The organism is Actinoplanes derwentensis (assembly GCF_900104725.1).
Classification (GTDB): Bacteria; Actinomycetota; Actinomycetes; order Mycobacteriales; family Micromonosporaceae; genus Actinoplanes; species Actinoplanes derwentensis.
The window spans coordinates 8,245,599-8,267,708 of record NZ_LT629758.1 but is presented as its reverse complement, the minus strand read 5'-3'; the positions used below and the strand labels follow the sequence as shown (position 1 = coordinate 8,267,708).

Annotated in this window: 23 protein-coding genes; 14 read left to right on the top strand and 9 right to left on the bottom strand. The window is 69.2% G+C overall.

The genetic code is table 11. The features are described 5' to 3' along the window. Positions 1 to 59: 59 nt before the first annotated feature. The 14 genes from BLU81_RS36780 (at position 60) to BLU81_RS36715 (ending at position 13,266) form a co-directional block, all read left to right on the top strand. Positions 60 to 1,292 (top strand): flagellin N-terminal helical domain-containing protein, encoded by a 1,233-nt coding sequence (locus tag BLU81_RS36780; protein WP_092552065.1) that lies wholly within the window; start codon positions 60 to 62, stop codon positions 1,290 to 1,292. A gap of 127 nt (positions 1,293 to 1,419) precedes the next feature. Then, positions 1,420 to 2,832: a flagellar filament capping protein FliD gene (fliD, locus tag BLU81_RS36775; protein WP_092552062.1), complete on the top strand. Its 1,413-nt coding sequence runs from the start codon at positions 1,420 to 1,422 to the stop codon at positions 2,830 to 2,832. Positions 2,833 to 2,873: 41 nt separating this feature from the next. Continuing rightward, positions 2,874 to 3,248, top strand: a complete 375-nt coding sequence (gene fliS / locus BLU81_RS36770) for a flagellar export chaperone FliS (protein WP_092552059.1) — start codon at positions 2,874 to 2,876, stop codon at positions 3,246 to 3,248. After that, the gene (locus tag BLU81_RS36765; RefSeq protein ID WP_092552056.1) at positions 3,245 to 3,583 is read left to right on the top strand and encodes a hypothetical protein; all 339 of its coding nucleotides are present in this window, start codon (positions 3,245 to 3,247) and stop codon (positions 3,581 to 3,583) included. Before fliS ends, BLU81_RS36765 begins: the two co-directional genes overlap by 4 nt. Before the next feature lie 179 nt (positions 3,584 to 3,762). After that, a complete protein-coding gene (locus BLU81_RS36760; RefSeq protein ID WP_092558165.1) occupies positions 3,763 to 4,110 on the top strand; it encodes a flagellar basal body rod protein FlgB in 348 nt (115 codons plus the stop codon). 2 nt (positions 4,111 to 4,112) lie between these two features. Beyond that, positions 4,113 to 4,505 carry a flagellar basal body rod protein FlgC gene (locus tag BLU81_RS36755; RefSeq protein ID WP_092552053.1) on the top strand — a complete coding sequence of 131 codons (393 nt, stop codon included), beginning with the start codon at positions 4,113 to 4,115 and terminating at the stop codon, positions 4,503 to 4,505. A 5-nt stretch (positions 4,506 to 4,510) separates the two neighbouring features. Next, a complete protein-coding gene (gene fliE, locus BLU81_RS36750; RefSeq protein WP_092558163.1) occupies positions 4,511 to 4,867 on the top strand; it encodes a flagellar hook-basal body complex protein FliE in 357 nt (118 codons plus the stop codon). Between the two features lies 1 nt (position 4,868). After that, a complete protein-coding gene (gene fliF, locus BLU81_RS36745) occupies positions 4,869 to 6,482 on the top strand; it encodes a flagellar basal-body MS-ring/collar protein FliF (RefSeq protein WP_092552050.1) in 1,614 nt (537 codons plus the stop codon). 16 nt (positions 6,483 to 6,498) lie between these two features. Further along, complete coding sequence (gene fliG / locus BLU81_RS36740) at positions 6,499 to 7,524, top strand: flagellar motor switch protein FliG (RefSeq protein WP_092552047.1); 1,026 nt, start codon at positions 6,499 to 6,501, stop codon at positions 7,522 to 7,524. Next, positions 7,508 to 8,176: a FliH/SctL family protein gene (locus BLU81_RS36735; RefSeq protein WP_231953695.1), complete on the top strand. Its 669-nt coding sequence runs from the start codon at positions 7,508 to 7,510 to the stop codon at positions 8,174 to 8,176. The genes fliG and BLU81_RS36735 overlap by 17 nt, the downstream gene beginning before the upstream one ends. 20 nt (positions 8,177 to 8,196) lie before the next feature. Then, on the top strand, positions 8,197 to 9,504 hold the full coding sequence (locus BLU81_RS36730; protein WP_092552041.1) for a FliI/YscN family ATPase: 1,308 nt from the start codon (positions 8,197 to 8,199) through the stop codon (positions 9,502 to 9,504). Positions 9,505 to 9,740: 236 nt separating this feature from the next. Then, positions 9,741 to 10,184 carry a flagellar export protein FliJ gene (locus BLU81_RS36725; RefSeq protein ID WP_092552038.1) on the top strand — a complete coding sequence of 148 codons (444 nt, stop codon included), beginning with the start codon at positions 9,741 to 9,743 and terminating at the stop codon, positions 10,182 to 10,184. Then, positions 10,181 to 11,170 (top strand): transglycosylase SLT domain-containing protein, encoded by a 990-nt coding sequence (locus BLU81_RS36720; RefSeq protein ID WP_092552035.1) that lies wholly within the window; start codon positions 10,181 to 10,183, stop codon positions 11,168 to 11,170. Before BLU81_RS36725 ends, BLU81_RS36720 begins: the two co-directional genes overlap by 4 nt. 32 nt (positions 11,171 to 11,202) lie before the next feature. After that, positions 11,203 to 13,266: a flagellar hook-length control protein FliK gene (locus BLU81_RS36715; RefSeq protein WP_092552032.1), complete on the top strand. Its 2,064-nt coding sequence runs from the start codon at positions 11,203 to 11,205 to the stop codon at positions 13,264 to 13,266. A gap of 72 nt (positions 13,267 to 13,338) precedes the next feature. On the opposite strand, the gene BLU81_RS36710 is transcribed toward BLU81_RS36715, so the two are convergent. The 9 genes from BLU81_RS36710 to BLU81_RS36670 form a co-directional block, all read right to left on the bottom strand. Then, positions 13,339 to 13,572 (bottom strand): hypothetical protein, encoded by a 234-nt coding sequence (locus BLU81_RS36710; RefSeq protein ID WP_092552029.1) that lies wholly within the window; start codon positions 13,570 to 13,572, stop codon positions 13,339 to 13,341. Between the two features lie 15 nt (positions 13,573 to 13,587). Further along, the gene (locus BLU81_RS36705) at positions 13,588 to 15,099 is read right to left on the bottom strand and encodes a dihydrolipoyllysine-residue succinyltransferase component of 2-oxoglutarate dehydrogenase complex (RefSeq protein ID WP_092552026.1); all 1,512 of its coding nucleotides are present in this window, start codon (positions 15,097 to 15,099) and stop codon (positions 13,588 to 13,590) included. Then, positions 15,089 to 17,140, bottom strand: a complete 2,052-nt coding sequence (locus BLU81_RS36700; protein WP_231953694.1) for a flagellar biosynthesis protein FlhA — start codon at positions 17,138 to 17,140, stop codon at positions 15,089 to 15,091. The genes BLU81_RS36705 and BLU81_RS36700 overlap by 11 nt, the downstream gene beginning before the upstream one ends. 161 nt (positions 17,141 to 17,301) lie before the next feature. Then, the gene (locus BLU81_RS36695) at positions 17,302 to 18,393 is read right to left on the bottom strand and encodes an EscU/YscU/HrcU family type III secretion system export apparatus switch protein (RefSeq protein WP_092552020.1); all 1,092 of its coding nucleotides are present in this window, start codon (positions 18,391 to 18,393) and stop codon (positions 17,302 to 17,304) included. A 24-nt stretch (positions 18,394 to 18,417) separates the two neighbouring features. Then, on the bottom strand, positions 18,418 to 19,182 hold the full coding sequence (locus BLU81_RS36690) for a flagellar biosynthetic protein FliR (protein ID WP_092552017.1): 765 nt from the start codon (positions 19,180 to 19,182) through the stop codon (positions 18,418 to 18,420). 4 nt (positions 19,183 to 19,186) lie between these two features. Then, the gene (fliP, locus tag BLU81_RS36685; protein ID WP_092558161.1) at positions 19,187 to 19,942 is read right to left on the bottom strand and encodes a flagellar type III secretion system pore protein FliP; all 756 of its coding nucleotides are present in this window, start codon (positions 19,940 to 19,942) and stop codon (positions 19,187 to 19,189) included. Continuing rightward, positions 19,939 to 20,376, bottom strand: coding sequence for a FliO/MopB family protein (locus BLU81_RS36680; RefSeq protein WP_231953693.1), 438 nt, complete (start codon positions 20,374 to 20,376; stop codon positions 19,939 to 19,941). The genes fliP and BLU81_RS36680 overlap by 4 nt, the downstream gene beginning before the upstream one ends. Positions 20,377 to 20,381: 5 nt before the next feature. After that, the gene (gene fliN / locus BLU81_RS36675; RefSeq protein WP_092552014.1) at positions 20,382 to 21,137 is read right to left on the bottom strand and encodes a flagellar motor switch protein FliN; all 756 of its coding nucleotides are present in this window, start codon (positions 21,135 to 21,137) and stop codon (positions 20,382 to 20,384) included. Further along, positions 21,134 to 22,081, bottom strand: coding sequence for a flagellar motor switch protein FliM (locus BLU81_RS36670; RefSeq protein WP_092552011.1), 948 nt, complete (start codon positions 22,079 to 22,081; stop codon positions 21,134 to 21,136). Before BLU81_RS36670 ends, fliN begins: the two co-directional genes overlap by 4 nt. Between the last annotated feature and the right edge of the window lie 29 nt (positions 22,082 to 22,110).

Genomic DNA, 22,110 nt, shown 5'->3' with positions numbered 1-22,110 from the left:
AGTAGGACCACGGCTCACGGATGGGCCGGTCAAGACCCCAGTCAAGGAGGAAACATCTAATGGGTCTTCGTATCAACCAGAACATCGCCGCGCAGAACGCCTACCGGAACCTGTCCGTCACGGACGGGCAGATGTCGAAGTCGCTCGAGAAACTCTCCAGCGGTTTCCGCATCAACCGGGCGTCCGACGACGCGGCCGGCCTGTCGATCTCCGAGGGCCTGCGGTCGCAGACCGGTGGTCTGAAGGTCGCCGTTCGCAACGCGCAGGACGCGATCAGCGTCGTGCAGACCGCTGAAGGCGCGCTCAACGAGACCACCTCGATGCTCCAGCGCATGCGCGACCTCGCGGTCCAGGCCAACAACGCCTCCCTCGACGACAGCGCGAAGAAAGCCGCGAACGCCGAGTTCACCCAGCTGGCCGCCGAGATCGACCGGGTCAGTGACACCACCGCGTTCGGCAAGTCGAAGCTGCTCGACGGCAACTTCGGCATGGCGGCGTCCAGCACCGGCACGACCATCGCCGGTACCCCCGCCAACCCGCCGAACGAGCCTTACCCGACCAGCAACTCGCCGGTCTCGTCCAGCGGTATGACGATCACCAGCCTCGGCGGCAAGGCCGTCAGCATCAACATCGCCGACGTCACCCTGACCGACTCCAAGGGCGACACGCTCGCTCCGCAGGCCGCCGCAGCGAAGGTCAACGACGCGATCGCCGCCGCCCTGCGCGACTCCGGCAACGGTGACGTCACCCTCGAGGTGTCCGCATCGGTCGACAAGGCCACCGGCGACCTCACGTTCAGCGCCTCCGGCACGACCGGCTTCGAATTCACCGCCAGTGACCTCGGCATCAGCGGCGCGTCGACGGCGAACTCCAAGGCCGTCGCGGGCAACTTCCAGATCGGCGCCAACTCGGGGGAGACCCTGGCCGTCGGCATCCGGGCCGTCAACTCGACGACGCTGGGCCTCAACAGCCTCGACTTGACCAAGCTGGCCACCACGACCGGCGGCAAATCCGGCGCGACCGAGGCCATGGAGGTCCTGGACACCGCGATCCAGCAGGTGTCCGACGACCGCGCCAAGCTCGGTGCCAGCCAGAACCGGTTCGAGCACACGATCAACAACCTGAACGTGTCGGTCGAGAACCTGTCCGCTTCGGAGTCGCGTATCCGGGACACCGACATGGCCCAGGAGATGGTGCAGTTCACCCGCAACCAGATCCTGACCCAGGCCGGTACGTCCATGCTGTCGCAGGCCAACCAGGCCTCGCAGAACGTGCTGTCGCTGCTCCGCTGACGCAACCCGATGGCTACCGTCGGCAACTGAATATCTAGCGCGAACGACCGAACAGGTGGGGGTAGCCGGCTAACCCAGCCGACTGCCCCCGCTCCGATTTCCGCCCTCGGCACGAAAGTGGGTTCTCGTGGGCAGCTCCGTGGACGGCCTCTCCAGTGGCCTCAACACCACCTCGATGATCACCCAGATGATGCAGGTGGAGGCGGCACCGCAGACCAAACTCAAGACCAAGGTCGAGACCGCTCAGAACGTCATCACCTCGTATCAGACGGTCAACGCCAAGCTCAAGGCCACCAAGTCGGCGGCCGACTCGCTGGGTTCGCTGGGTTCGTGGCGGGCGCTCAAGACGACCTCCAGCTCGTCGAGTGTCACCGCCACCGCAGCCGGTGGGCTCGCCGGGATGACCGGCAGCGTCAAGTTCGACGTCAGCTCGGTGGCCCGGTCCCAGACCACGGTTCTCAAGGTCGCCGACACCACCGCCGAGGGGACATTCCCGACGAGCATCATGGTCCAGCCGGGCAGCTGGAGCACCGACGGGAACGGCGTCGAGCAGTTCACCGCAGTCGGTGACCCGGTGGAAGTCACGATCCCGGAGCCGCGGAAGGCGGACAGTCTCACCTCCGCGATGAACTCGGCGACCGACGCGAACGGCGTGAGCCTCGGCATCCGCGCCTACACGGTCACCACCTCGGGCAGCGAGGGTGTCGTCCAGTTCGCCGGTATGAAGTCCGGCTCCGCCAACGGTTTCCAGATCGCCGGCCTGGAGAACAGCGGCACCGGAGGGACCGGGCCGGAGTCCACCTCCGCCAAGGACGCGGTGCTGACGATGAACCCGGGCACCGCGGCCGAGTACAAGGTCACCAGTGCCACCAACACGTTCAGCGCCCTGATGCCCGGTGTGACGATCTCGGTCAGCAAGCAGGAGACCGGTGTCACGATCGACGCCGCCTCGGACTCCAAGGCCATCTCCGACAAGGTGCAGGCGCTCGTCGACGCGGCCAACGCGGCACTCTCCGAGATCAAGACCCAGACCGCGTACGACCCGGACACCCGGACCGGTTCGCCACTGACCGGTGACTTCACCGTCCGGCAGATGAACCAGGCCGTGCTGAGCCTGATCAGCGGTGGTCTGTCCTACGACAAGTCGGTGACCGCCAACAACACGCCGACCACCGAGACGGTCAACTTCGGCTCGCTCAACCAGCTCGGCATCTCCCTCAGCCGGGACGGGCAGCTGTCCTTCGACTCGACCGCGTTCGCCAAGGCGTACGCCGACGACCCGGGGAAGATCCAGGAAGCCGGCATGGCGTTCGGCAGTCAGGTCCGGGCACTCAGCGACAAACAGTCGATCACCGTCACCAACGTGATCACCGGCCGGAAGAATGAGATCGACTCGCTCAACGAGCAGATCGACAACTGGGATGTCCGGCTGTCCCTCCGGAAGGAGGCACTCCAGCGGCAGTACGCGGCCCTGGAGACCTCCCTCGGCACTTTGAAGAACCAGTCGAGCTGGCTCTCCGGACAGCTCGCCGGCCTCTGACGAGGTTGACGACGACCATCCGACTCCAGCGAGGGACACCCATGAGCGCACCCAACCTCCGCGACCGCTACCTGCAGGACTCGATCAGCACGGCGTCACCCGCCAAGCTGCTGATCATGCTCTATGACCGTCTGATCCTCGACCTGATGCAGGGCGAGGAGGCGATCCGTGGCAAGGACCGGAGTGTGGCGAACGACAAGCTCACCCATGCTCAGGAGATCGTGCTGGAGTTGCGGGTGACCCTGGACGTGAACGCCTGGGACGGCGCGCCCGGGCTGGCCAGCCTGTACGGATTCGTACTGACCGAGCTGATCGGGGCGAACATCCGGCAGGACGCGGACCGGGTGGCGGGCTGCCGTGACCTGCTCGAACCGCTGCGCGACGCGTGGCGCGAAGCAGCCTCGGCCTCGACATGAGCACCGCGACGGCAAACACCCTCGACTGGCGGGCGGCCTGGACGTCCGCGCTGGACGACCTGGAGATGGACGTCTTCGCGGTCGAGTCGATGCTCGCCGACGAACGCCGCCTCGCCGAGACCCCGCCGGCGAACCAGTGGCGGCCACCGACCGAGCTGGGCGCCCTGCCGCTGGAACTCAAGCCGCGCGCCGACGAGATCCTGACCCGTCAGCTCGCCGCCGCCGAGGAGATCGCCCGGCGGCTGACCGCGAACCGCCAGCAGATCGCGGTGACGTCCCGGATCGAGACCGGCGAAGCGGTCAAACGACCCGTTTATCTGGATTGCGCGATGTAGATCAGGTTCCCCGAGAAGGCCCCGCGACCGCGGGGCCTTTTTGTGTGTGCAACCTCTCGGCAACCGGTTGGGACTCAGCGGATCGACGAGCACGCCGAAGTGCAGGGTACGAGCACGGATCGCTCACCGAATTGCCACGGAACGGCGACCTGAACGGCTACCGACTCAGGGGGCACACCTTGTTCGAGGACCGCGCGTCACAGTCACTCCGCGTCGCCGTCGCCGGGCTCGCCGCCCGCCAGCAGGCCATCGCCAACAACATCGCCAACATCGAGACCCCCGGTTACCGGGCCCGTAAGGTCAAATTCGAGGAGGCGCTGCAGAGCGCCGTCACCCAGGGCCAGTCCCCTGCCGGGGTGACCCCGAGCGTGCTGACGTCGCTCGAGCCCACGCGGCTCAACGGAAACAACGTCAACCTCGATGAAGAGACGCTGCAGCACATCGACACGTCGATGCGGTACAGCCTCGCCATCCGGGCGCTGGACGGCAAGTACAGCTCCCTGCGCGAAGCCATCAAGGGAGCCTGATCATGAGCACCTTCAACGCCATCGGGGTCGCCGGCAGCGGTGTCACGGTCTATCGCAAGTGGCTGGACGCGGTGTCCGACAACCTCTCGAACCTCAACACCACCACCCGGACCAACGAGAACGCCTTCCAGGCCCGGTACGTCCAGGCGCGCGCCGCCCAGGACGGCAACGGGGCCGAGGTCGCCGGAGTCCAGTTCGGCAGCGCCGAGGGCATCCTCGCCTACGAGCCGGACAACCCGCTCGCCGACTCCGAGGGCTACGTCCGCCGCCCCGACATCGACATGGGCAGCCAGATGGCCCAGCTGATGATGGCCCAGCGCGCCTACCAGGCCAACCTCTCGGTCGTCGACCGGGCGAAAGAGTCGTACACCGCCGCGATCAACCTCGGGAAGTGATCACCATGACCTCACCGATCGGACCAATCGGCGGCTTCTCCGCCGTCGGCGGAATCAGCGAACGCGGCGTCGGCCTCGGCGGGCTCAACGGCCTCGGCGGCATGCTCGGCGGCTCGGAGAGCGCGCCCACGCAGGGCCCGAACAACGACTTCGCCGGGATGCTCGCCAAGGGCATCGAGAACGTCCAGGCCTCCCAGGCCAAGGCCGGTGACCTGGCTGTGCAGGTGGCCGACGGCCGGCTGGTCGACCCGGCGCAGTACACGATGGCCGCCACCGAGGCGTCCCTCGGACTCCAGCTCACCATGGCCGTCCGGAACAAGGCCGTCGAGGCCTTCCAGGAGATCATGAGGATGCAGGCATAACATGACCGATCGCCTTCCCGCTCCGGTACGCCGCGTCACGGACACCTTCAGGTCCTTCACACCGGGCCAGAAGGCTGTCACCGTGTTCGCGGTTCTCGCGCTCTCCGTCGGCGGTTATTTCTTCGCCGTCTGGGCGGCCAAGCCGTCCTACCAGATCCTCTTCAACAATCTGTCCACCAAGGACGCCAGCGCCATCGTCGAGTCGTTGCAGAAGGCCGGCACCTCGTACGAGCTGGCCAACGAGGGCGCGACCATCCTGGTGCCGCGCGATGACGTGAACCAGCTCCGGCTCCAGCTCTCCGGCGAGGGCCTGCCCAACGACGAGGACACCGGCTATTCGCTGCTGGACCAGCAGGGCATCACCACCAGTGACTTCATGCAGCACGCCAACTACCAGCGGGCGCTGGAGGGCGAGCTGTCCAACACGATCAAGGCGATCGACGGTGTCGAGGCCGCGACCGTGCACTTGGTGATGCCCAAGGAGGACGTCTTCTCCGACGACGCGTCGAAACCGACCGCGTCGGTACTGGTCGCCTCGAAGTCCACCAATCCGCTCGACCAGCAGCAGGTGCAGTCGATCGTGCACCTGGTCGCGTCGAGCGTCGAAGGGCTCGATCCCACTCAGGTCACGGTCGCCGGGTCGGACGGCCGGATGCTCTCCACCGGTGGCGGCAACTCGGTCGGTTCGGGCAGCGTGGACGGCGGCAACGACCAGCAGACCGCGACGTTCCAGAGCCGGCTGAACTCCTCGCTGCAGCGGATGCTCGACAACCTGGTCGGACCGGGACACGCGGTGGTCACCACCACCCCGACCCTGGACTTCGACCAGACCGAGACCACCAAGAAGACGTACGCCGCCGACCCGGCGATGCCGGCCGCGCAGGAGAACATCCAGAGCGAGACGTACAACGGCACCGGCGGCCCGGGGTCGGGTGGCGTGCTCGGACCGGACAACGTCCAGGTGCCCAACGGCACCGGTAACGGGCAGTATCAGCAGAAGAACGAGACCCGGACCCGCCTCTTCAACGAGACGCAGGAGGTCCGGCGGGCCGCACCCGGCGGTATCAAACGGCTCAACGTGTCGGTCCTGCTGGACAGCACGGTGGCCGGCTCGGTCGACCCGAACCAGGTGCAGCAGTTGATCGCCGCCGCCGCCGGGATCGACCCGACCCGGGGCGACACCATCGCGGTCGCCGCGATGCCGTTCGACAACACCCAGGCTCAGGCGGCCAAGGCGGAGCTGGAAGCGGCGACCAAGGCCGACGCGTCGGCCAAACAGACCAAGCTGATCCAGACCGGCGCCCTGTTGTTCGTGGTCCTGATGTTGATCTACCTGGCTTGGCGGGCGAACCGCCGCTCCAAGAAGCGCCAGCAGCAGCTGACCGACGAGGAACGGCGTCACCTGGAGGAGATGCAGGCGGCCCTGGAGGCCCAGCGGGCGGCCGAGGTGGACGTGATTCACGCTCACGCGCTGGAAATGCCGGAACTTGCCGATAGGTCTGACGAGGCGCGAGAGGAGAGACACCGCGAGATCGAGGACCTGGTCCGGGAGAAGCCCGAAGAGACCGCGACCCTGATCCGCAGCTGGATCTCCGCCGACGCGGCCAACCGCTGATTCACAGGAGCATCAGTTGACAACACCGGCGCTCAGCACGACCTCCATGACCGGTATCCGCAAGGCCGCGATCATGCTGGTGCAGTTCGGCAAGGAACAGGCCGCCGAGGTCATGGCGAACATGACCGAGAAAGAGGTGGAGCTGCTCTCCGCCGAAGTGGCTCGGCTGGGCAAACTCGACCACATCCAGGTCGATGACGTGATGGACGAGTTCTATGCCATGGCCACCACCCGATACGCCGGGTCGGGTGGCATGGACTACGCGCGGGAACTGCTGGAGGCGTCGCTCGGCAAGGAGCGGGCGGCGCTGATCCTCGACCGGCTCGAAGCGTCGATGAACGACATCCCGTTCAACTTCCTCAGCCACGCGGACCCGCGGCAACTGCTCTCCTACGTACAGTACGAACACCCGCAGACGATCGCCCTGGTCCTGGCGCACATCCCCTCAGCGCTGGCATCTTCGATCCTGGCCGGTCTCCCGATCGAGGTGCAGACCGAGGTCGCGCACCGGATCGCGATCATGGACCGCACCTCGCCGGACATCATCCGCCAGGTCGAGACGGCCCTGCAGCGCAAGCTGTCCAGCGTCCTGCAGCCGGACGAACTCTCCACGGTCGGTGGTCTGGCACCACTCGTCGAAATCATCAACCGGGCCGACCGCACCACCGAGCGCCTCATCCTGGAGGCGCTCGACGCGCGTTCCCCGGAACTCGCCGAGGAGATCCGGCGCCGGATGTTCATGTTCGAGGACATCATCAACCTGGAAGACCGCGCGGTGCAGCTCATCCTGCGCCAGGTGGAGCCGGCCGACCTGGCCTGCGCGCTCAAGGGTGTACCCGAGGGCGTGCGCGACAAGGTCACCCGGAACCTCTCCGAACGCGGCCGGGAGAACCTGCTCGAAGAGATGGACCTGCTCGGCCCGGTCAAGGTCAAGATGGTCGAGGAGGCCCAGGCCAAGATCGTCGGGGTCATCCGCACGCTCGAGGACTCCGGACAGATCGAGATCCAGCGTGGCGGGGACGTCGATGAGCTCATCGCCTGACCGGGTGCTGCGTGGGGTGGCGGCCGATAACGCCGCCGCCGCGCAGTTCGCCGTCGACCTGCGGCACGACACCCCGATCGACACCAAAGCCACCGCGAAAGCCCGGCAGGATGCCCGGACCACTGGTTACGCCGAAGGCTGGGCCCAAGGCAAACGGGACGCCGCCGATGCCTCCGAAGCCGCCGCGGCCCGGGCCGTCGCCACCGCCGAGGCGCACGAGCGGCACCGGAGCGCTGCCCTGAACAGCGCCGTCAACGCTCTCGGCCGGGCCGTCACCGAGCTGGAGAACCAGCTCATGCCCACCTTCACCGAACTGCAGGAGGTCGTGCTCGCCAGCGCCTGGGACCTGGCCGAGGCGATCATCGGCCGGCACCTGCGCGACGACCCCGACCGCGGCGCCGACGGGCTCCGCCGGGCCATGGCGGCCACCCCCGAACACGGCGCGATGGTCGTCAACCTGCACCCGGACGACTACCGCAACCTGGTCGGCGAGGGCTCCGGCGAGGACTTCGACTTCGAGGGCCGGCGGATCAGGCTGCGCCCCGACCCCGGTCTCCAGCCCGGGGACGCGGTCGCCGAAACCGGCACCGCGACCGTGGACGCCACCATCGCCTCAGCGGTGAGCCGGGCCCGCGAAGCACTGCGCCTCTGACTCCCGAGTGGGGAACAACCATGACCGACCTCTTCCAGCACCGCCTGCACACCGCGATCGAGGCGGCCCGGCCCCTGGTCAGCGGCCGGGTCACCGGTGCGGTGGGGCTGCGGGTCACGGTGAGCGGTCTGCAGGCCAACGTCGGTGACCTGCTGCGGATCGGCACCGGTGCGAACGTCGTGCTGGCCGAGGTGGCCGCCCTCGACGGGGAACGGCTCTCCTGCATGCCGCTCGGCCCGATCGCCGGCCTCGGCACCGGCACCCCGGCCTACACCACCGGCGGGCCACTGCGCGTCGCGGTCGGCCCGGACCTGCGCGGGCGCATCCTGGACGGCCTGGGCCGCCCGATGGACGGCGGGCCGCCACTGCGCGGCCAGCTCGTGCCGATCGACGCGTCACCGCCGTCGGCGATGGAACGGCAGCTCGTCGGGGCGCAGATGTCGCTGGGGGTCCGGGTCCTGGACACGCTCATCCCGTGCGGCAAAGGCCAGCGCATCGGCATCTTCGCCGGTTCCGGCGTCGGCAAGTCGACCCTGATGAGCCAGATCACCCGGGGCACCGCCGCCGAACTGAACGTGGTCGCCCTGGTCGGCGAACGTGGCCGGGAGGTGCGCGAGTTCATCGAACACGACCTCGGGCCGGAGGGCCTGGCCCGCTCGGTGCTGGTGATCGCCACCTCGGACACCCCGCCGCTGGTCCGGCTCCGGGCCGGTGCGGTGGCCACCCGGATCGCCGAGTACTACCGGGACGAGGGCGCCGACGTGCTGCTGATGATGGACAGCGTGACCCGTGCGGCGATGGCCCAGCGCGAGGTCGGACTCTCGGTCGGGGAGCCGCCGGCCACCCGCGGGTACCCGCCGTCGGTCTTCGCCATGCTCGCCTCGCTGCTGGAACGCGCCGGGCCGGGCGCCAAAGGCAGCATCACCGGGCTGTACACGGTGCTGGTCGAGGGGGACGACCACAACGAGCCGATCGCCGACGCGGCCCGGTCGATCCTGGACGGGCACATCGTGCTGGACCGGAAACTGGCCACCGCCGGGCACTTCCCGGCGGTCCAGGCGCTCGACTCGATCTCCCGGGTCGCCAACAAGATCACCACACGGGAGCAGCGGTCCGACGCCATCGAGCTGCGCCGTCTGATGGCCGCCCACCGTGAGGTTCGTGAGCTGGTCGAGATCGGTGCCTACGTGCCCGGCACCAACCCCGACGCGGACCGGGCCAACGGTTCCTGGGACCGGATCAGCGCGTTCCTGCGGCAGGACCTCGAAGACCGCACCACGGCCGAAGGCGCCTGGGAAAGTCTGCGTGCCCTGATCGCCACCACCTGACCGGTGACCCCTCGCTTCCGCCCGGCGGTCGCGGGGCGACCCCGGCCCCGCTCCCTGCTCGCGCGGACGTCACGGGACCCGCTTCTTGCGGTCGGCGACTTCGGTGTTCGTACGACAACAAGCTCTTGATGTTGAGGCTTGTGGCTCGGGAGCGAAGCGGGTGCAGTCTCTCAGCGGATCGGTGGTCGAACCGACGAGGTCAGTGAGGGCCCTTCGGACCCGCCTAGGAGGCCGACGTGAACCGCTTCTTCCGACTGGCGCCCGTCCTGCGCGCACGCAAGGCACAGGAGGACGCCGCCAAGGGCGCCGTGATCCAGTCCCGAGCCGAGATCCGGGAAGCCGAAGCCCTGCTGAAACGCCGCAAACTGTCCCTGATGGGCGCTGAGGCGCCGACCGAGGGCACCGCCCGGGCGATGGTCGCCGCCATCGCCGCCCGCCAGTCCATCGCGGCCGGCGTCTTCGGCGCGCAACGCATGGTGACCGAAGCAGAAGAGGTCGAGCGGGAACGTATGGCCGTCCTCTCCGACGCAGCGAAACGACGGCGTGCCGTGGAACTCATGGCCGAACGGCACGCCGCCACCGTCAAGGCCCACGACCTGAGCACCGACCAGTCGAACCTGGATGAACTGGCGATCTCCGCCAAGGCGCGCAACGCCGCCGGAAGCCGGGGTGAGGCATGAGCATGGGCGTCACCGGAGTCATGTCCCGCATCTCCGAACTGCAGGAGAGGCTCGGGCTCAATCCGGCCCCGGCCTCGACATCGGCGGCCGGTGGTACCTCGGGTACCACGTTCGCCTCCGCACTGGCCAGCGTCGCCGGACCGGGTACCGGCACCGCGGGCGCCGCCGGGACCAGCGGCGGAGACGTCGTCGCGGCGGCCAAGAAATACCTGGGTACGCCGTACGTCTTCGGCGGCACCGACCCCGGCAGAGGACTCGACTGCTCCGGCCTGGTCCAGCGCGCCTACAAGGATCTCGGCATCGACCTGCCCCGCAACTCCTGGCAACAGGCCAAAACCGGCCGCCCGGTCGCCAGTCTCGACGACGCGAAACCCGGCGACATCCTCGCCTTCAACTCGCCGGTCGACCATGTGGCGATCTATCTGGGCGACAACAAGATGATCGCGGCCCCCAAACCCGGCGACCAAGTCAAGATCCAGAGTGTGTACGAGAAACCCAGCGCCATTCGACGGGTGATCGACACCGTTCCGGCCGCCGCCGTCCAGGACATGTCGGCACTGCGCCCGGCCGGACTGCGCGCCGTCTCCACGTCCGGACTGACCGGTGTGCCCTACGCCGACCTGTTCGAACAAGCCGGCGCCAGACACGGGGTCTCCCCCAAACTGCTCGCCGCGGTCGCCAAGGTCGAATCCGGCTACGACCCGCGAGCCGTCAGCAAAGTCGGCGCACAAGGCCTGATGCAGCTGATGCCGGCCACCGCCCGGGGCCTCGGCGTGGACGACGCCTTCGACCCGTCGCAGGCGATCAACGGCGCGGCCAAACTGCTCGCCTCGCACTTGCGCGAGTTCAAGACGGTGCCGCTCGCCCTGGCCGCCTACAACGCCGGCGGTGGCGCGGTACACCGGCACAACGGCATCCCGCCCAGCGCCGAGACCCAGGCCTACGTCCCGAAGGTGCAGAAGGCCCTGGCCGCGCTCGGCGGCTGAACCTTTCTGACTCCAGTTGCAGAGGAGACCGCATGTCGAGTTCAGTGACGGGTCCCGACCGCCGGCCGGGTGCCGAACCGGCCCGCAAACCGGGTGGGCGGCGTGAGGACGGGTCGGCGGACTTCGGTTCGGCGCTCTCGGCCGAGATCGGCTCCGACAAGTCCTCCCCGAAAGCTTCTTCGCCGGGCTCCGGACGGGAGCCGGGCGATCGGTCAGCAGCTGGTCGGGCCGCCGCGCACGGGGCGGAGTCCGCCGCGCGGGACGCCGCCGCCGAGCGGGCCGCTGACTCTCGGGCGGCGCTGTCGCGTGCCGCGCTTTCCCGGGCCGCGCTTTCCCGGGCCGCTGTCGCCCGGGCCGCGGTCTCACGGGTCGATGCCTCCCGCGCTGATACCGCACGGGCCGATGCCTCCCGCGCTGATGCTTCTCGGGCCGATGCCTCACGCGCCAGGAATGAACGGGCTGGTGCTGATCGGGCTGCTCTCTCGCGGGCCGCCGGCGCACGGGCCGCCATCTCCCGGCCTGATGCTTCACGGCCCGACTCCTCCCGATCTGAGCCCTCCCGAACCGGAACCGACCGGGCCGGAACCGACCGGGCCGCCGCACGGACCGCGACCGAACGGACCGGCGAGCAACGCGCTGCTGATCGACGGCCGGACGCCGGACGTGACACGAAGCAGGCCGGTCCCACCCACACCGGCCCGCGCACCGACGAGGCCCGGTACAGCGCCGCCGCCAAGGACGACACGAAGGCCACCGCTGAGGGCCAACAGGTCGCCGAGGATGGTGTGGAGACCGAACCGAAGCCGGAGAACACCGCCACCGTCACCGCGATGACTGCCGCTCTGCCGGTCGCCCCGGTACCCGTCGAGACCAGCGAGACGACCGCGGTCCAGGAGACCGGTTCGGCCCCGGTTGCCGCGACGGCGGAACCGCAGGCAGCGGCTGACGTGGCGCCGACGACCACCGACCAGGCGACCGCACCGGCCACCACCGCCGTCACCACCGTCACCGGCCAGGCCGCCGCGAGCCAGGCCGCCACCGGCCAGGCTCCGGCCGCTGGTCCGGCTCCGGCGGACCGGTCCGGCACCACGCCGGCCCCGGCCGGCCCCGCACCCGGCGCCGAACCCACCGGCCAGACCCTCGGCGGCACCGCGACCGCCTCGGCTCCCGGTCCGGCCACCGCGCCGGGTTCCGCCGCCGGCGCGTCACCGGCCACGGCTCCCACCGGCACCTCGGACACCGCGCCGGCCCCGGCTCTGTCCGCCGCGCAGGAGGCCGCCGCCACAGTCCGCCCGGAGAGTCTGCGCAGCACCGCGGAGACCACCGAACCAGCGGCCCGGGAGCAGACCGCTCCGGCCGCCGAACCCACCGCGGAGGCGGCACCGGCGGGTGACGTGGCGCCGGGCAGCGGGCCGGAGGCGGGTTCAACCGGTGCGGGCGGGCAGGGTGACCAGGCCAGATCGAGCAGCGGCCAGAGCGGCGACACCCCGGCCGGTACGCGGGACGGCGCGTTCCCCACCGGCCTCCCCCAGGACGCCGGGCCCACCGAGGCCGGCGCTACGACAGCCGCACCGGCCGCCGGCCTGCCCGGAGTGACCGGTCCGCAAGCCACCGCGCCCACCGCGACGGTCGCCGACGTCCAGGCCACCCCGCCGGCGGCGCCGTCCACCCCGGCTCCCACCGCCCATCAGCTCGCCACCCGGCTCATCCCGCTCAAGCTGGACGCCGACGGGGTGCACCGGCTGACCGTGAACCTGCATCCGGCCGACCTGGGCCCGGTGCAGGTGGTGGCGGAGATCCGCAACGGCGACATCACGGTGCAGCTCACCGGCGGTACCGAGGCCGGCACCGACGCGCTGCGCTCGGCTCTCGACGAGCTGCGCCGCGAGCTGGAGGACTCCGGTTTCGGCAACTGCACACTCGACCTGCGGCAGGGCAACGCCCAGCAGGAGCAGACCCGGCAGCAGTTCGCCGACGCACTGGGCCGCCGGGGCGGTCGCGGCGGCGGGGAGGGCCCGGACATCGGTCCCGAACCGGCTCCGGTCACCACCCGGCGGATCGACCCGTCCACCGGCCGGGTCGACGTCGAGGCCTGAAACAGCAGCGTGGTGAGTCGGGATTCGATTCGAACCCCGACTCACCACGCAGTTTCTGGATCACACGGACGTTCAGGGTGTCTTGCCCTCGTAGGGCTCGGGCGTCACCGCGGATCCCGGTTCCTCATCGGCCTTGCGATATCCGGCGAGGATGAACCGGACCCCGCCCAGTAGCACCGCGGCGATCGGCACGGCGATCAGGAACCGGATCAGCACCTGGACCAGGTCGACCTCGTCCAGGAGCAGGCGGTACCAGGCCGGCGCGCTGATCAGCAGCGCGAACAGCAGAACCGACGGCTTGATCATCAGCTGGCACCGTGGTCAGCGACGGCCGGAGCGGGTCACCCGGCGAGGCATGACCGCCAGCGGCATCACCTCGGCCGCGATCCGCGCGCAGAGCATCGCCGCCCAGGCGTGCGGGGTGGCCGGTTTGCCGTCCAGCGAGAAGATCGGCACGTCCAGGCCGAGTACCGAGGCCGGGTCGGCGGTGAGTTCCACGCTGTGCACCACGAGCGCCTCGACGTCGCCGAGGTTGCGCAGGTGGCGGGCGGTGTCGGCGGTCTTGCGGGTGGCGTCGACGACGGCCCAGAGCGCGGTGGCGCCGAGCGCGTCGCACATGTCGTTGACCCAGAACGGATCGGTGCCGCCGACCGGCGCGTCGATCACCACCACCCACGGGTGGTCGGAGCTCTGCAGCTTCTCCGCCCGGGACTCGGCCGAGCCGCGGCTGGAGATGAGCCGGGACGAGTGCAGCCCGGTTCCGGCGGTGGACGGCCCGGCCAGGAGCAGGTGGGTCTGGTCCACGTGCAGCTGTTCCAGGATGTGCTTGCCGATGGACACGGCGGTGTGCACCTCACCGGCTACCACCAGGATCTCGCCGGGGCCGTCCGGGATGCCGGGTGCGGCCGGGCGGGCGGCGAGCACGCTGAGCACCCCGGCGTACGTGTCCCCACCGGTGATCTTGCGGGCCATCGACTCCGGCATCCCGACCGTGATCAGGTTGCGCTGCACCGAGTCCAGCTCGCCGGCGCGGCTCGTCGAGACGGCCGGGGCCGGGGCCGGAGCGGCGGCGGGCGCCGGGGAGACCGGAACCGCGTCGTACACCTCGGCAGCCGACCGGCCCGGCCGGATGGGAGCGGCGGCGGGCTCCGCGGTGCGAAACGGGGTGACCGGGGTAGCCGGGGTGACCGCCCGCGACGCGGTCGCCGCACGGATCGGCGTCATGGTCTCGCGAGGCTCGCGGGTCTCCAGGGCCTCCCGTTCCCGTTCCCGGGCCGCCGGGCGCTCCGGGAAGGCCGGCACCGTCGGCAACGCGGCGGGCAACGGCCGCTGCTGACCGGAGTTGACCGCGGAACCACCGGCCGCCGCCGGGCGGAACGGGCGCACCGTCGGGGTGTCCTCCTTCTCCTCGGGCGGGCGGTGGCGGGCCGGCGGGCGGCCCTCGCCGAGGTGACCGGCGACGTCCAGACCGGCCATCAGCTCGGCGAACGCGGCCCCGGTGTCACCGAGTGCGGCGTTGCGGCCGTCCTGCCGGGACCGTAGCTCGGCGGTGGTGGGCCCGCGTTCGGTGGTCACCCGGTCCCGGGATTCCGCCTGCTCGAGCAGACTCTCGAAGTTCTGTGCGCCGTTACCGGCAACGGTCTGTTGGGCCATGTCATCACTGTCCTCGGTTGAATCCGGTACCTCGACGGAAAGCTCGAAGTGCTGCTTCGCGAAGAAGCCCCCGATGCCACCACTTCGTACCTTGTCGGCGGAGATGATCCGGACGCTGGAGCCGTACTCATCGCGGACCTGAGCCAGCAGCGGCTCGATGGCCGGTCCCTCAAGCAGCACCCGCGTAGGCACCGTTCACCACCCCTATCGTCTCGATCTGTGCGGTGGAACCAGAGATTTCGCTGTACGACAGCACCTGGATCCGGCGGGAACCGGCTCGCAGCAGTCGCATCAGTGGCAGCCGCAGCTGTGGCGAGCAGGCCAGGACCGGGTTGAGTCCCTGCTGCTCCGCGGCCTCGGCGAGTCGGCCGGACTCGCTGACGATCGCCTCGGCCCGCATGCCGTCGATCGCCATGAAAGCGCCGGTGTCGCTGGGCCGCAGCGATTCGAGCAGGCTCTGCTCGAGCATCGGGTCGAGCGTGATCACGGTGAGCCGGCCGGCGGTCGCGTACTGGGCGGCGATGGCCGGGCCGAGGGCGCCGCGCGCCGCCTCGACGAGTGAGTCGTGGTCGACCGTGACCTTGGCCCGCAACGAGAGCGACTCGAAGATCCGGACCAGGTCGCGGATCGGCACACCCTCGTCCAGCAGCGCCTGGAGCACCTTCTGGATCTGGCCGAGGCTCAGCAGCGCCGGGGTCAGCTCCTCGACGACGACCGGGTGGGTGCGCTTGACCATGTCGGCGAGCGCCCGGACGTCCTCGCGGCCGAGCAGGCGGCTGGCGTTGGTGCGGACGATCTCGGCGAGGTGCGTGATGATCACCGACGCCCGGTCCACCACCGTCGCGCCGGAGATCTCGGCCTGATAGTGCAGCTCGGCGGGGACCCACTTGCCGGCCAGGCCGAAGACCGGTTCGACCCCGGCCCGGCCGGGGAGCGCGTGCAGTCCCTCACCGATGGCCAGGACGGTGCCGGGCGGCGCCTGGCCGGTGCCGGCGTCGACCCCGGAGATCCGGATGGCGTATGAGGAGAGCGGCAGGTCCAGGTCGTCGCGGGTACGCACCGGCGGCATGATCACGCCGAGTTCCATGGCCATCTTGCGGCGCAGGGCGCGGACCCGGTCGAGGAGGTCGCCACTACCGGGGTCGACCAGGTCGACCAGGTCGGGGGCAAGGGCCAGTTCGAGCGGATCGATCCGCATCTCGCCGAGCAGTTGTTCCGGCGAGTCCGGGGCGGGCAGGTCCGGGGCGTCCGCGGCGGCTTTGGGTCCACCGGCGTCGGCGGTGGCCTCCTCCGGTTCCTTCACCCGGTGGGCGATCATCAGGACCGCCGTGCCGACCAGCAGGAAGGGGATCTTCGGCAGACCGGGGATGATGCAGAGGGAGAGCGCCGCGCCGCCGCCGATGCGCAGCGCGAGTTTGTTCTGGCTGAGCTGGGTGGTGACGGTCGTGCCCATGTCGCCGGAGGTGGCCGAGCGGGTCACGATCAGACCGGTGGCGACCGACAGCAGCAGCGCCGGGATCTGCGAGACCAGGCCGTCGCCGATGCTCAGCATGCTGTAGTGGTTCATCGCGTCGACCGGGGCCATGTCGGCCTGCAGGATGCCGATCGCGAAACCACCGACCAGGTTGATCACCGTGATGATGATGGCCGCGATGGCGTCGCCCTTGACGAACTTGGAACCACCGTCCATGGCGCCGTAGAAGTCGGCTTCGGAGGCCACTTCGGCGCGGCGCTTCTTCGCCTCGGTGTCGTCGATCAGGCCGGCGTTGAGGTCGGCGTCGATCGCCATCTGCTTGCCGGGCATCGCGTCGAGGGTGAATCGGGCGCCGACCTCGGCGACCCGCTCGGCACCCTTGGTGACCACGATCATCTGGACGATCACCAGGATCGAGAAGATCACCAGGCCGATCACCAGGTTGCCGCCGACGACGAAGCTGCCGAACGCGTGGATCACCTTGCCGGCGTCGCCGTCCCGCAGCACCAGACGGGTGGCGCTGATGTTGAGCGCCAGCCGGAAGAGTGTCATGACCAGGAGAAGCGCCGGGAAAACGGCGAAGTCGAGCGGTTTCTGGACGAACATGGAGATCAGCAGTACGAGTAGGGCGGCCGTGATGTTCACGGCGATGAAGAGGTCGAGCAGGAAGGTCGGGAGGGGAACGACCATCATGAGGATGATGCCGACGACCCCGACGGGTACGGCGAACCTGCTCACCTTCTGCATCTTCAGGGCACCTTCCGAACATGGGCAGTCCGATGGCCATCCGAGCCCTGCCGACGCCTTCCTGGCTTCGTTCTGTTCGGCGTTGAGTCACCGTCGCTGAGCCACGGACTGATCTTCCCTGCTCCCGCGGCGCGATGTGAGGAAATCTCCGGAATCGGTGGTTATGACGTAGCTGGGGTCGGATTCGGGTTGCGGTGCAAACCGGCCGCCGCACCACGTGCCTTCAGACTCATCACGAACGCCAGTACCTTGGCCACCGCGCCGAAGAACTCGGCGGGAATCTCCTGGCCGATCTCGCAGTCCTTGTTCATCGCCCGGGCCAGCGGGATGTCCTGGACCATCGGGACCCGGTTCTCGGTGGCGATGTCCCGGATCTTCTGGGCGAGCGGGCCCTTGCCCTTGGCGACCACCCGGGGCGCGCCCTTCTCCGGCTCGTACCGCAGGGCGATCGCGATGTGCACCGGGTTGACCACCACCACGTCCGCGGTGGGCACGTCGGCCATCTGCCGGTTCCGGGCCATCGCCATCTGCTTGGCCCGGATCTGGGCCTTGATGTGCGGGTCGCCCTCGGTGTTCTTGTACTCCTGCTTGACCTCCTCCTTACTCATCCGCAGCTGCTTCTTGGTGCGCCGCCGCACCACGAAGTAGTCGGCCGCGGCCATCACGATGCCGGCCGCCGCCGCCGCCCGGATGAGCTGGATCGCGGCGTCGCTGATGGTGGCGAGCAGGGTGGCCATCGGCAGCCGCCCGGCGCTCAACAGCACCGGGACGATGTCCTTCATCGTCAGGTAGAGGACGGTGCCCAGCACGGTCGTCTTGACCAGCGCCTTGACGCCCTCCCAGAGCGACTGCATGCCGAACATCTTCTTGATGCCGGCGAACGGGTTGAGCCGGTTGAACTTGGGGATGAAGAGTTTGGTGGCGATCCGGATACCGCCCTGGGCACCGGCCGCGACGACACCGACCGCCATCATGGTCAGGGCCAGCGGCAGCACCGCCCAGGCCGCGCTCATCAGCGCGTCCCGGAAGACGGCGAGGCACTTGCCCGGGTCCGGGTTGACGATGGTGTCCGGGATCTTCTCCATCAACTCCATCGCGTGGTCCATCGCCGCTTCCAGGGTGCGCGGCAGCATCACGCTCGCGGCCAGCATCCCCACCCAGGCACCGAGATCCTGGGTCTTGCCGATCTGGCCTTCCTGCTTGGCCTTCTTGAGCTTTTGAGCTGTCGGTTCCTCGGTCTTCTCACCGGACACGGCACACCCCCTCGCAGCCGGGACTCAGCCGCCGCTGAGCCGGATCACCACAGTGACCGCCTTGTCGACGATCGAGCTCACCACTGACGGCAGCAGTCCGATGGCGATACCGGCGAGCGTGACGAGCAGAAAGATCTTGATCGGGAAGCCGAGCTGGAAGGCGTTCAGCGCCGGAGCCACCCGGTTCAGCAGACCGAGCGCCACGTCGGCCAGGAACAGCACCGCGATCAGCGGCCCGGCGATCTGGACCGCGGACATGAAGAACTCGCCGACCCCGCGCAGCAGCAGCCGGCTCAGCGTCTCCATGTCGAAGCTGGCGTCCAGCGGCAGGGTGCGGAAACTCTGCAGGAAGCCGCGCAGGATCAGCTGGTGGCCGTCGGTGGCGAAGAGCAGGGTCAACGCCACCAGGTTGTAGAACCGGCCGAAGATCGAGGCGCTGCTCTGCGAGAACGGGTCGTAGGTCGCGGCCAGCGAGAAGCCACCGAACAGGTCGAGCAGGTCACCGGCGGCTTGCACCGAGGCGAAGAGCAGCAGGGTCAGAAAGCCCAGTGAGGCGCCGACGAAGGCCTGCATCAGGACGTTGAAGATCAGGTCCTTGGTCTCGAAGGACGGCGTGGTGCTCTTCAGATAGGGCGCCATCGGCAGCGTCAGCCCGACCGAGAGCAGCGCTTTCACCTGGGCCGGGATGAGGCGGGAGTTGAACGGTGGGCAGAGCATCATCCACGCGCCGGTTCGTACCGCCCCCAGCATGATCGTCAGGAACTCAGCGGTGGCGATTTCGAGATTCATCGCCCTAGTACGACCCCACCAGCGCGGTGATGATCAGAGCCCAGCCGTCCACCAGCACGAACAGCAGCAGTTTGAACGGCAGTGCCACGGTGACCGGGGGCAGCATCATCATGCCCAGGGACATCAGGGACGCCGACACCACGAGGTCGATGATCAGGAACGGGATGAAGATGACGAACCCGATGATGAACGCGGCCCGCAGCTCGGAGAGGACGAATGCCGGGATCAGCGTGGTCAGCGGGACCGCGTCCATGTTCGCCGGCTTCTTCGCCCCGGACACCTTGACCAGCAGGGCGACCTCGTCCGGGCGGGTGACTCCGGACATGAACTCGCGCAGCGGCTGGATTCCGTCCTTGAACGCCTCGGACTGGTTCTTGTCGCCCTTGAGGTAGGGCTGGACGCCCTGTTCGTTGATGCCGGTCACGGTCGGGCCCATGATGAACATGCTCAGGAACAGGGCCAGGCCGGCGAGCACCTGGTTCGGCGGCATGCTGGTCAGGCCGAGCGCGTTGCGGGTGATGCCGAGCACCATGAAGACCTTGGTGAAACACGTGCAGAGCAGCAGCAGGGCCGGTGCCACCGAGAGCAGGGTCAGGCCCAGGACGATCACCAGGGACGCGGCGGGGCGGCTGCCGTCCGGGTTCGTACCGTTCAGTTCGATGTTGATGGCGGGCGGTGTCGGCGCGGGAGCCGCGTCGGCGGCGGCCGGGAGAAGGATCACCGTGGCCGCCAGCATCAGCAGTGGGATCGCGCGTCTCATGGCCATCGCCTCGACGTCCGCTCGCGGATCGTCTCGAGTGCCGTGGTCCAGGTCCGCGGCGAGAGCACCGATCCGTTCAGCCGTCCGGCGAGGGTCCCGGGATGACGGTCCGGCAGCTTCAGATGGGCGTGCAGCCCGTCCTCCTCCACCTCCATCTCGAGATGCTGCTCCGTCTCCTCGTCCGTCACGAACGCCACCAGGTCGGCCTCACCGAGCAGGCTGACCTGCTCCTCGGTGATCCCGACGACCAGCGCCTTGTCGGCCACCCGGATCACCGCCACCGCCGAGCCCCGGCTGAGCTGCTGGCGGTCGAGCACCGCCAGCGGCCCGTTGGCACGGGCCGTGTACGGCCGGCGCACCAGCCTGGCCAGCAGCCACATCAACACCAGGACGATGAAGAGAGCCAGAAGTACGCGGAAGGTGAGCGGGATCAAGACGGTTACTCCGCGCCCGGGTTGACGATCTCGGTGATCCGGATGCCGAAGTTCTCGTCCACCACGACGACCTCGCCGCGGGCGATCAGCCGGCCGTTGACCAGCAGGTCCGCCGGGCTGCCCGCGGCCCGGTCCAGTTCGACGATCGCACCGGGGATGAGATTGAGCAGTTCTCGCACGCTCATCCGGGTGCGGCCCAGTTCGGCCGAGACCTCCATCTCGACGTCGTGCAGCATGTCCAGTCCGCTCCGGTTGAGACCGCCCGCCCGGGTCGGCGCCATCCGCGGGGCGATGTCCACCGCGCCCGGATCCTCGCTCGGCCACTGGCTCAGGGCCAGGCCAAGGACCGCGCGTACCTCCGTCTCGTCGCGCAGCGGCACCGCAACGGCGCCCTCTTTCGCGGCGAGTGCGCTGAGTGCGACCGCGGGCTCCATCAGCTGGCCGGGGTCGAGGATCACCGGGCCGAAGACCCGTGCGGCCGCTTCCAGGGCCGGCCGGACCGCCGCGGTCAGGTCGAGTTCACCGAGCGGGCTCTCCCGGAGGGCGTCCGCGAGATCCTGGCTGACCACCACCACGACCTCGCCGGAGGCGGCTCCGGTGAACCGCGCCGTGATCGCCTGGCCCTCGATCACCGTCCCCGCGTCCGGCACGACCGGATCGGCGGCCACCAGGGCACGGCTGGTGGGCAGGACGGCCAGAGCGGCGTCGGCGGCGTTGCGGGCGAGCGCGAGCTGGGGCGCGGTCATGGTGGGCGCGGTCATGGGCGGCCAGACTCCTTGGGCGAGCTCTCCTGGGGCGACGGCACGACGAGACAGGCGAGCCGGGCGCCTTGGTTACCGGGGACTGCATGAGCGAAAACGGTCTCGTTGACTGTCACGTCGAGCGGCCGGCTGGTCGGATGTCCGAGCGGGACGACGTCGCCGGGGCGTAGATCCACGATGTCATCGGTACGCATCCGAATGGGGTGGAATCGCACTGCTACGTCGATCGGAGCGGCGGAAAGTCCGATGGTCAGGTTCCGCAGGGAGGTGTCCCGCTCCTGTCGTTCGGCCGCGGTCAGCACCACCGTCTCGGTCTTGGACAGCACCGGCAGGATGGTGTTGAACGGCAGGCAGATCGTGGCGATGCACTCCTCCGCGCCGATCTTGGTCTCGAGCGACGCCACCACCACGGCGTCGCCCGGCGCATGGGCCCGGAGGAACTGGGCGTTGTACTCGATCTCCTTGAGCTTCGGCGTGAGGTCCACCATGCTCTCGAAGCCGTAGCGCAGTTCGCCGAGCATCCGTTCGATCAGTCCGCGCAGCAGCGGCATCTCCACATCGGTCAGCGGCCGTTCCGGCTGGGTACCGCCGGGCCCACCGAGCATGTGGTCGATCGCGGTCATCACCGCGGACTGGGCGATCTCCAGCAGCACCGTGCCGGGCAGCGGGTCGAGGTTGACCACCGCGATGATCGTCGGGTTCGCGAGCGCGGCGACGTACTCGTCGTAGTTAAGCTGCTCGATGGAGATCAGACTGACGTTGCTGACCGCCCGGAGCCGGGTGGTCAGCAGGGTTCCACAGCTCCGTGCGTATGTCTCGAACGCGATCTGCAGCGTGCGGACGTGTTCACGGGAGAGCTTGATGGGACGCCGAAAGTCGTACGCGGTCGGGCCGCTGCCGCCGCGACGTGCAATCTTGCCGGGGGTACGTGAAGCGGTGGTCACGTCGTCCTCATCGGCTCACTTACCGAACC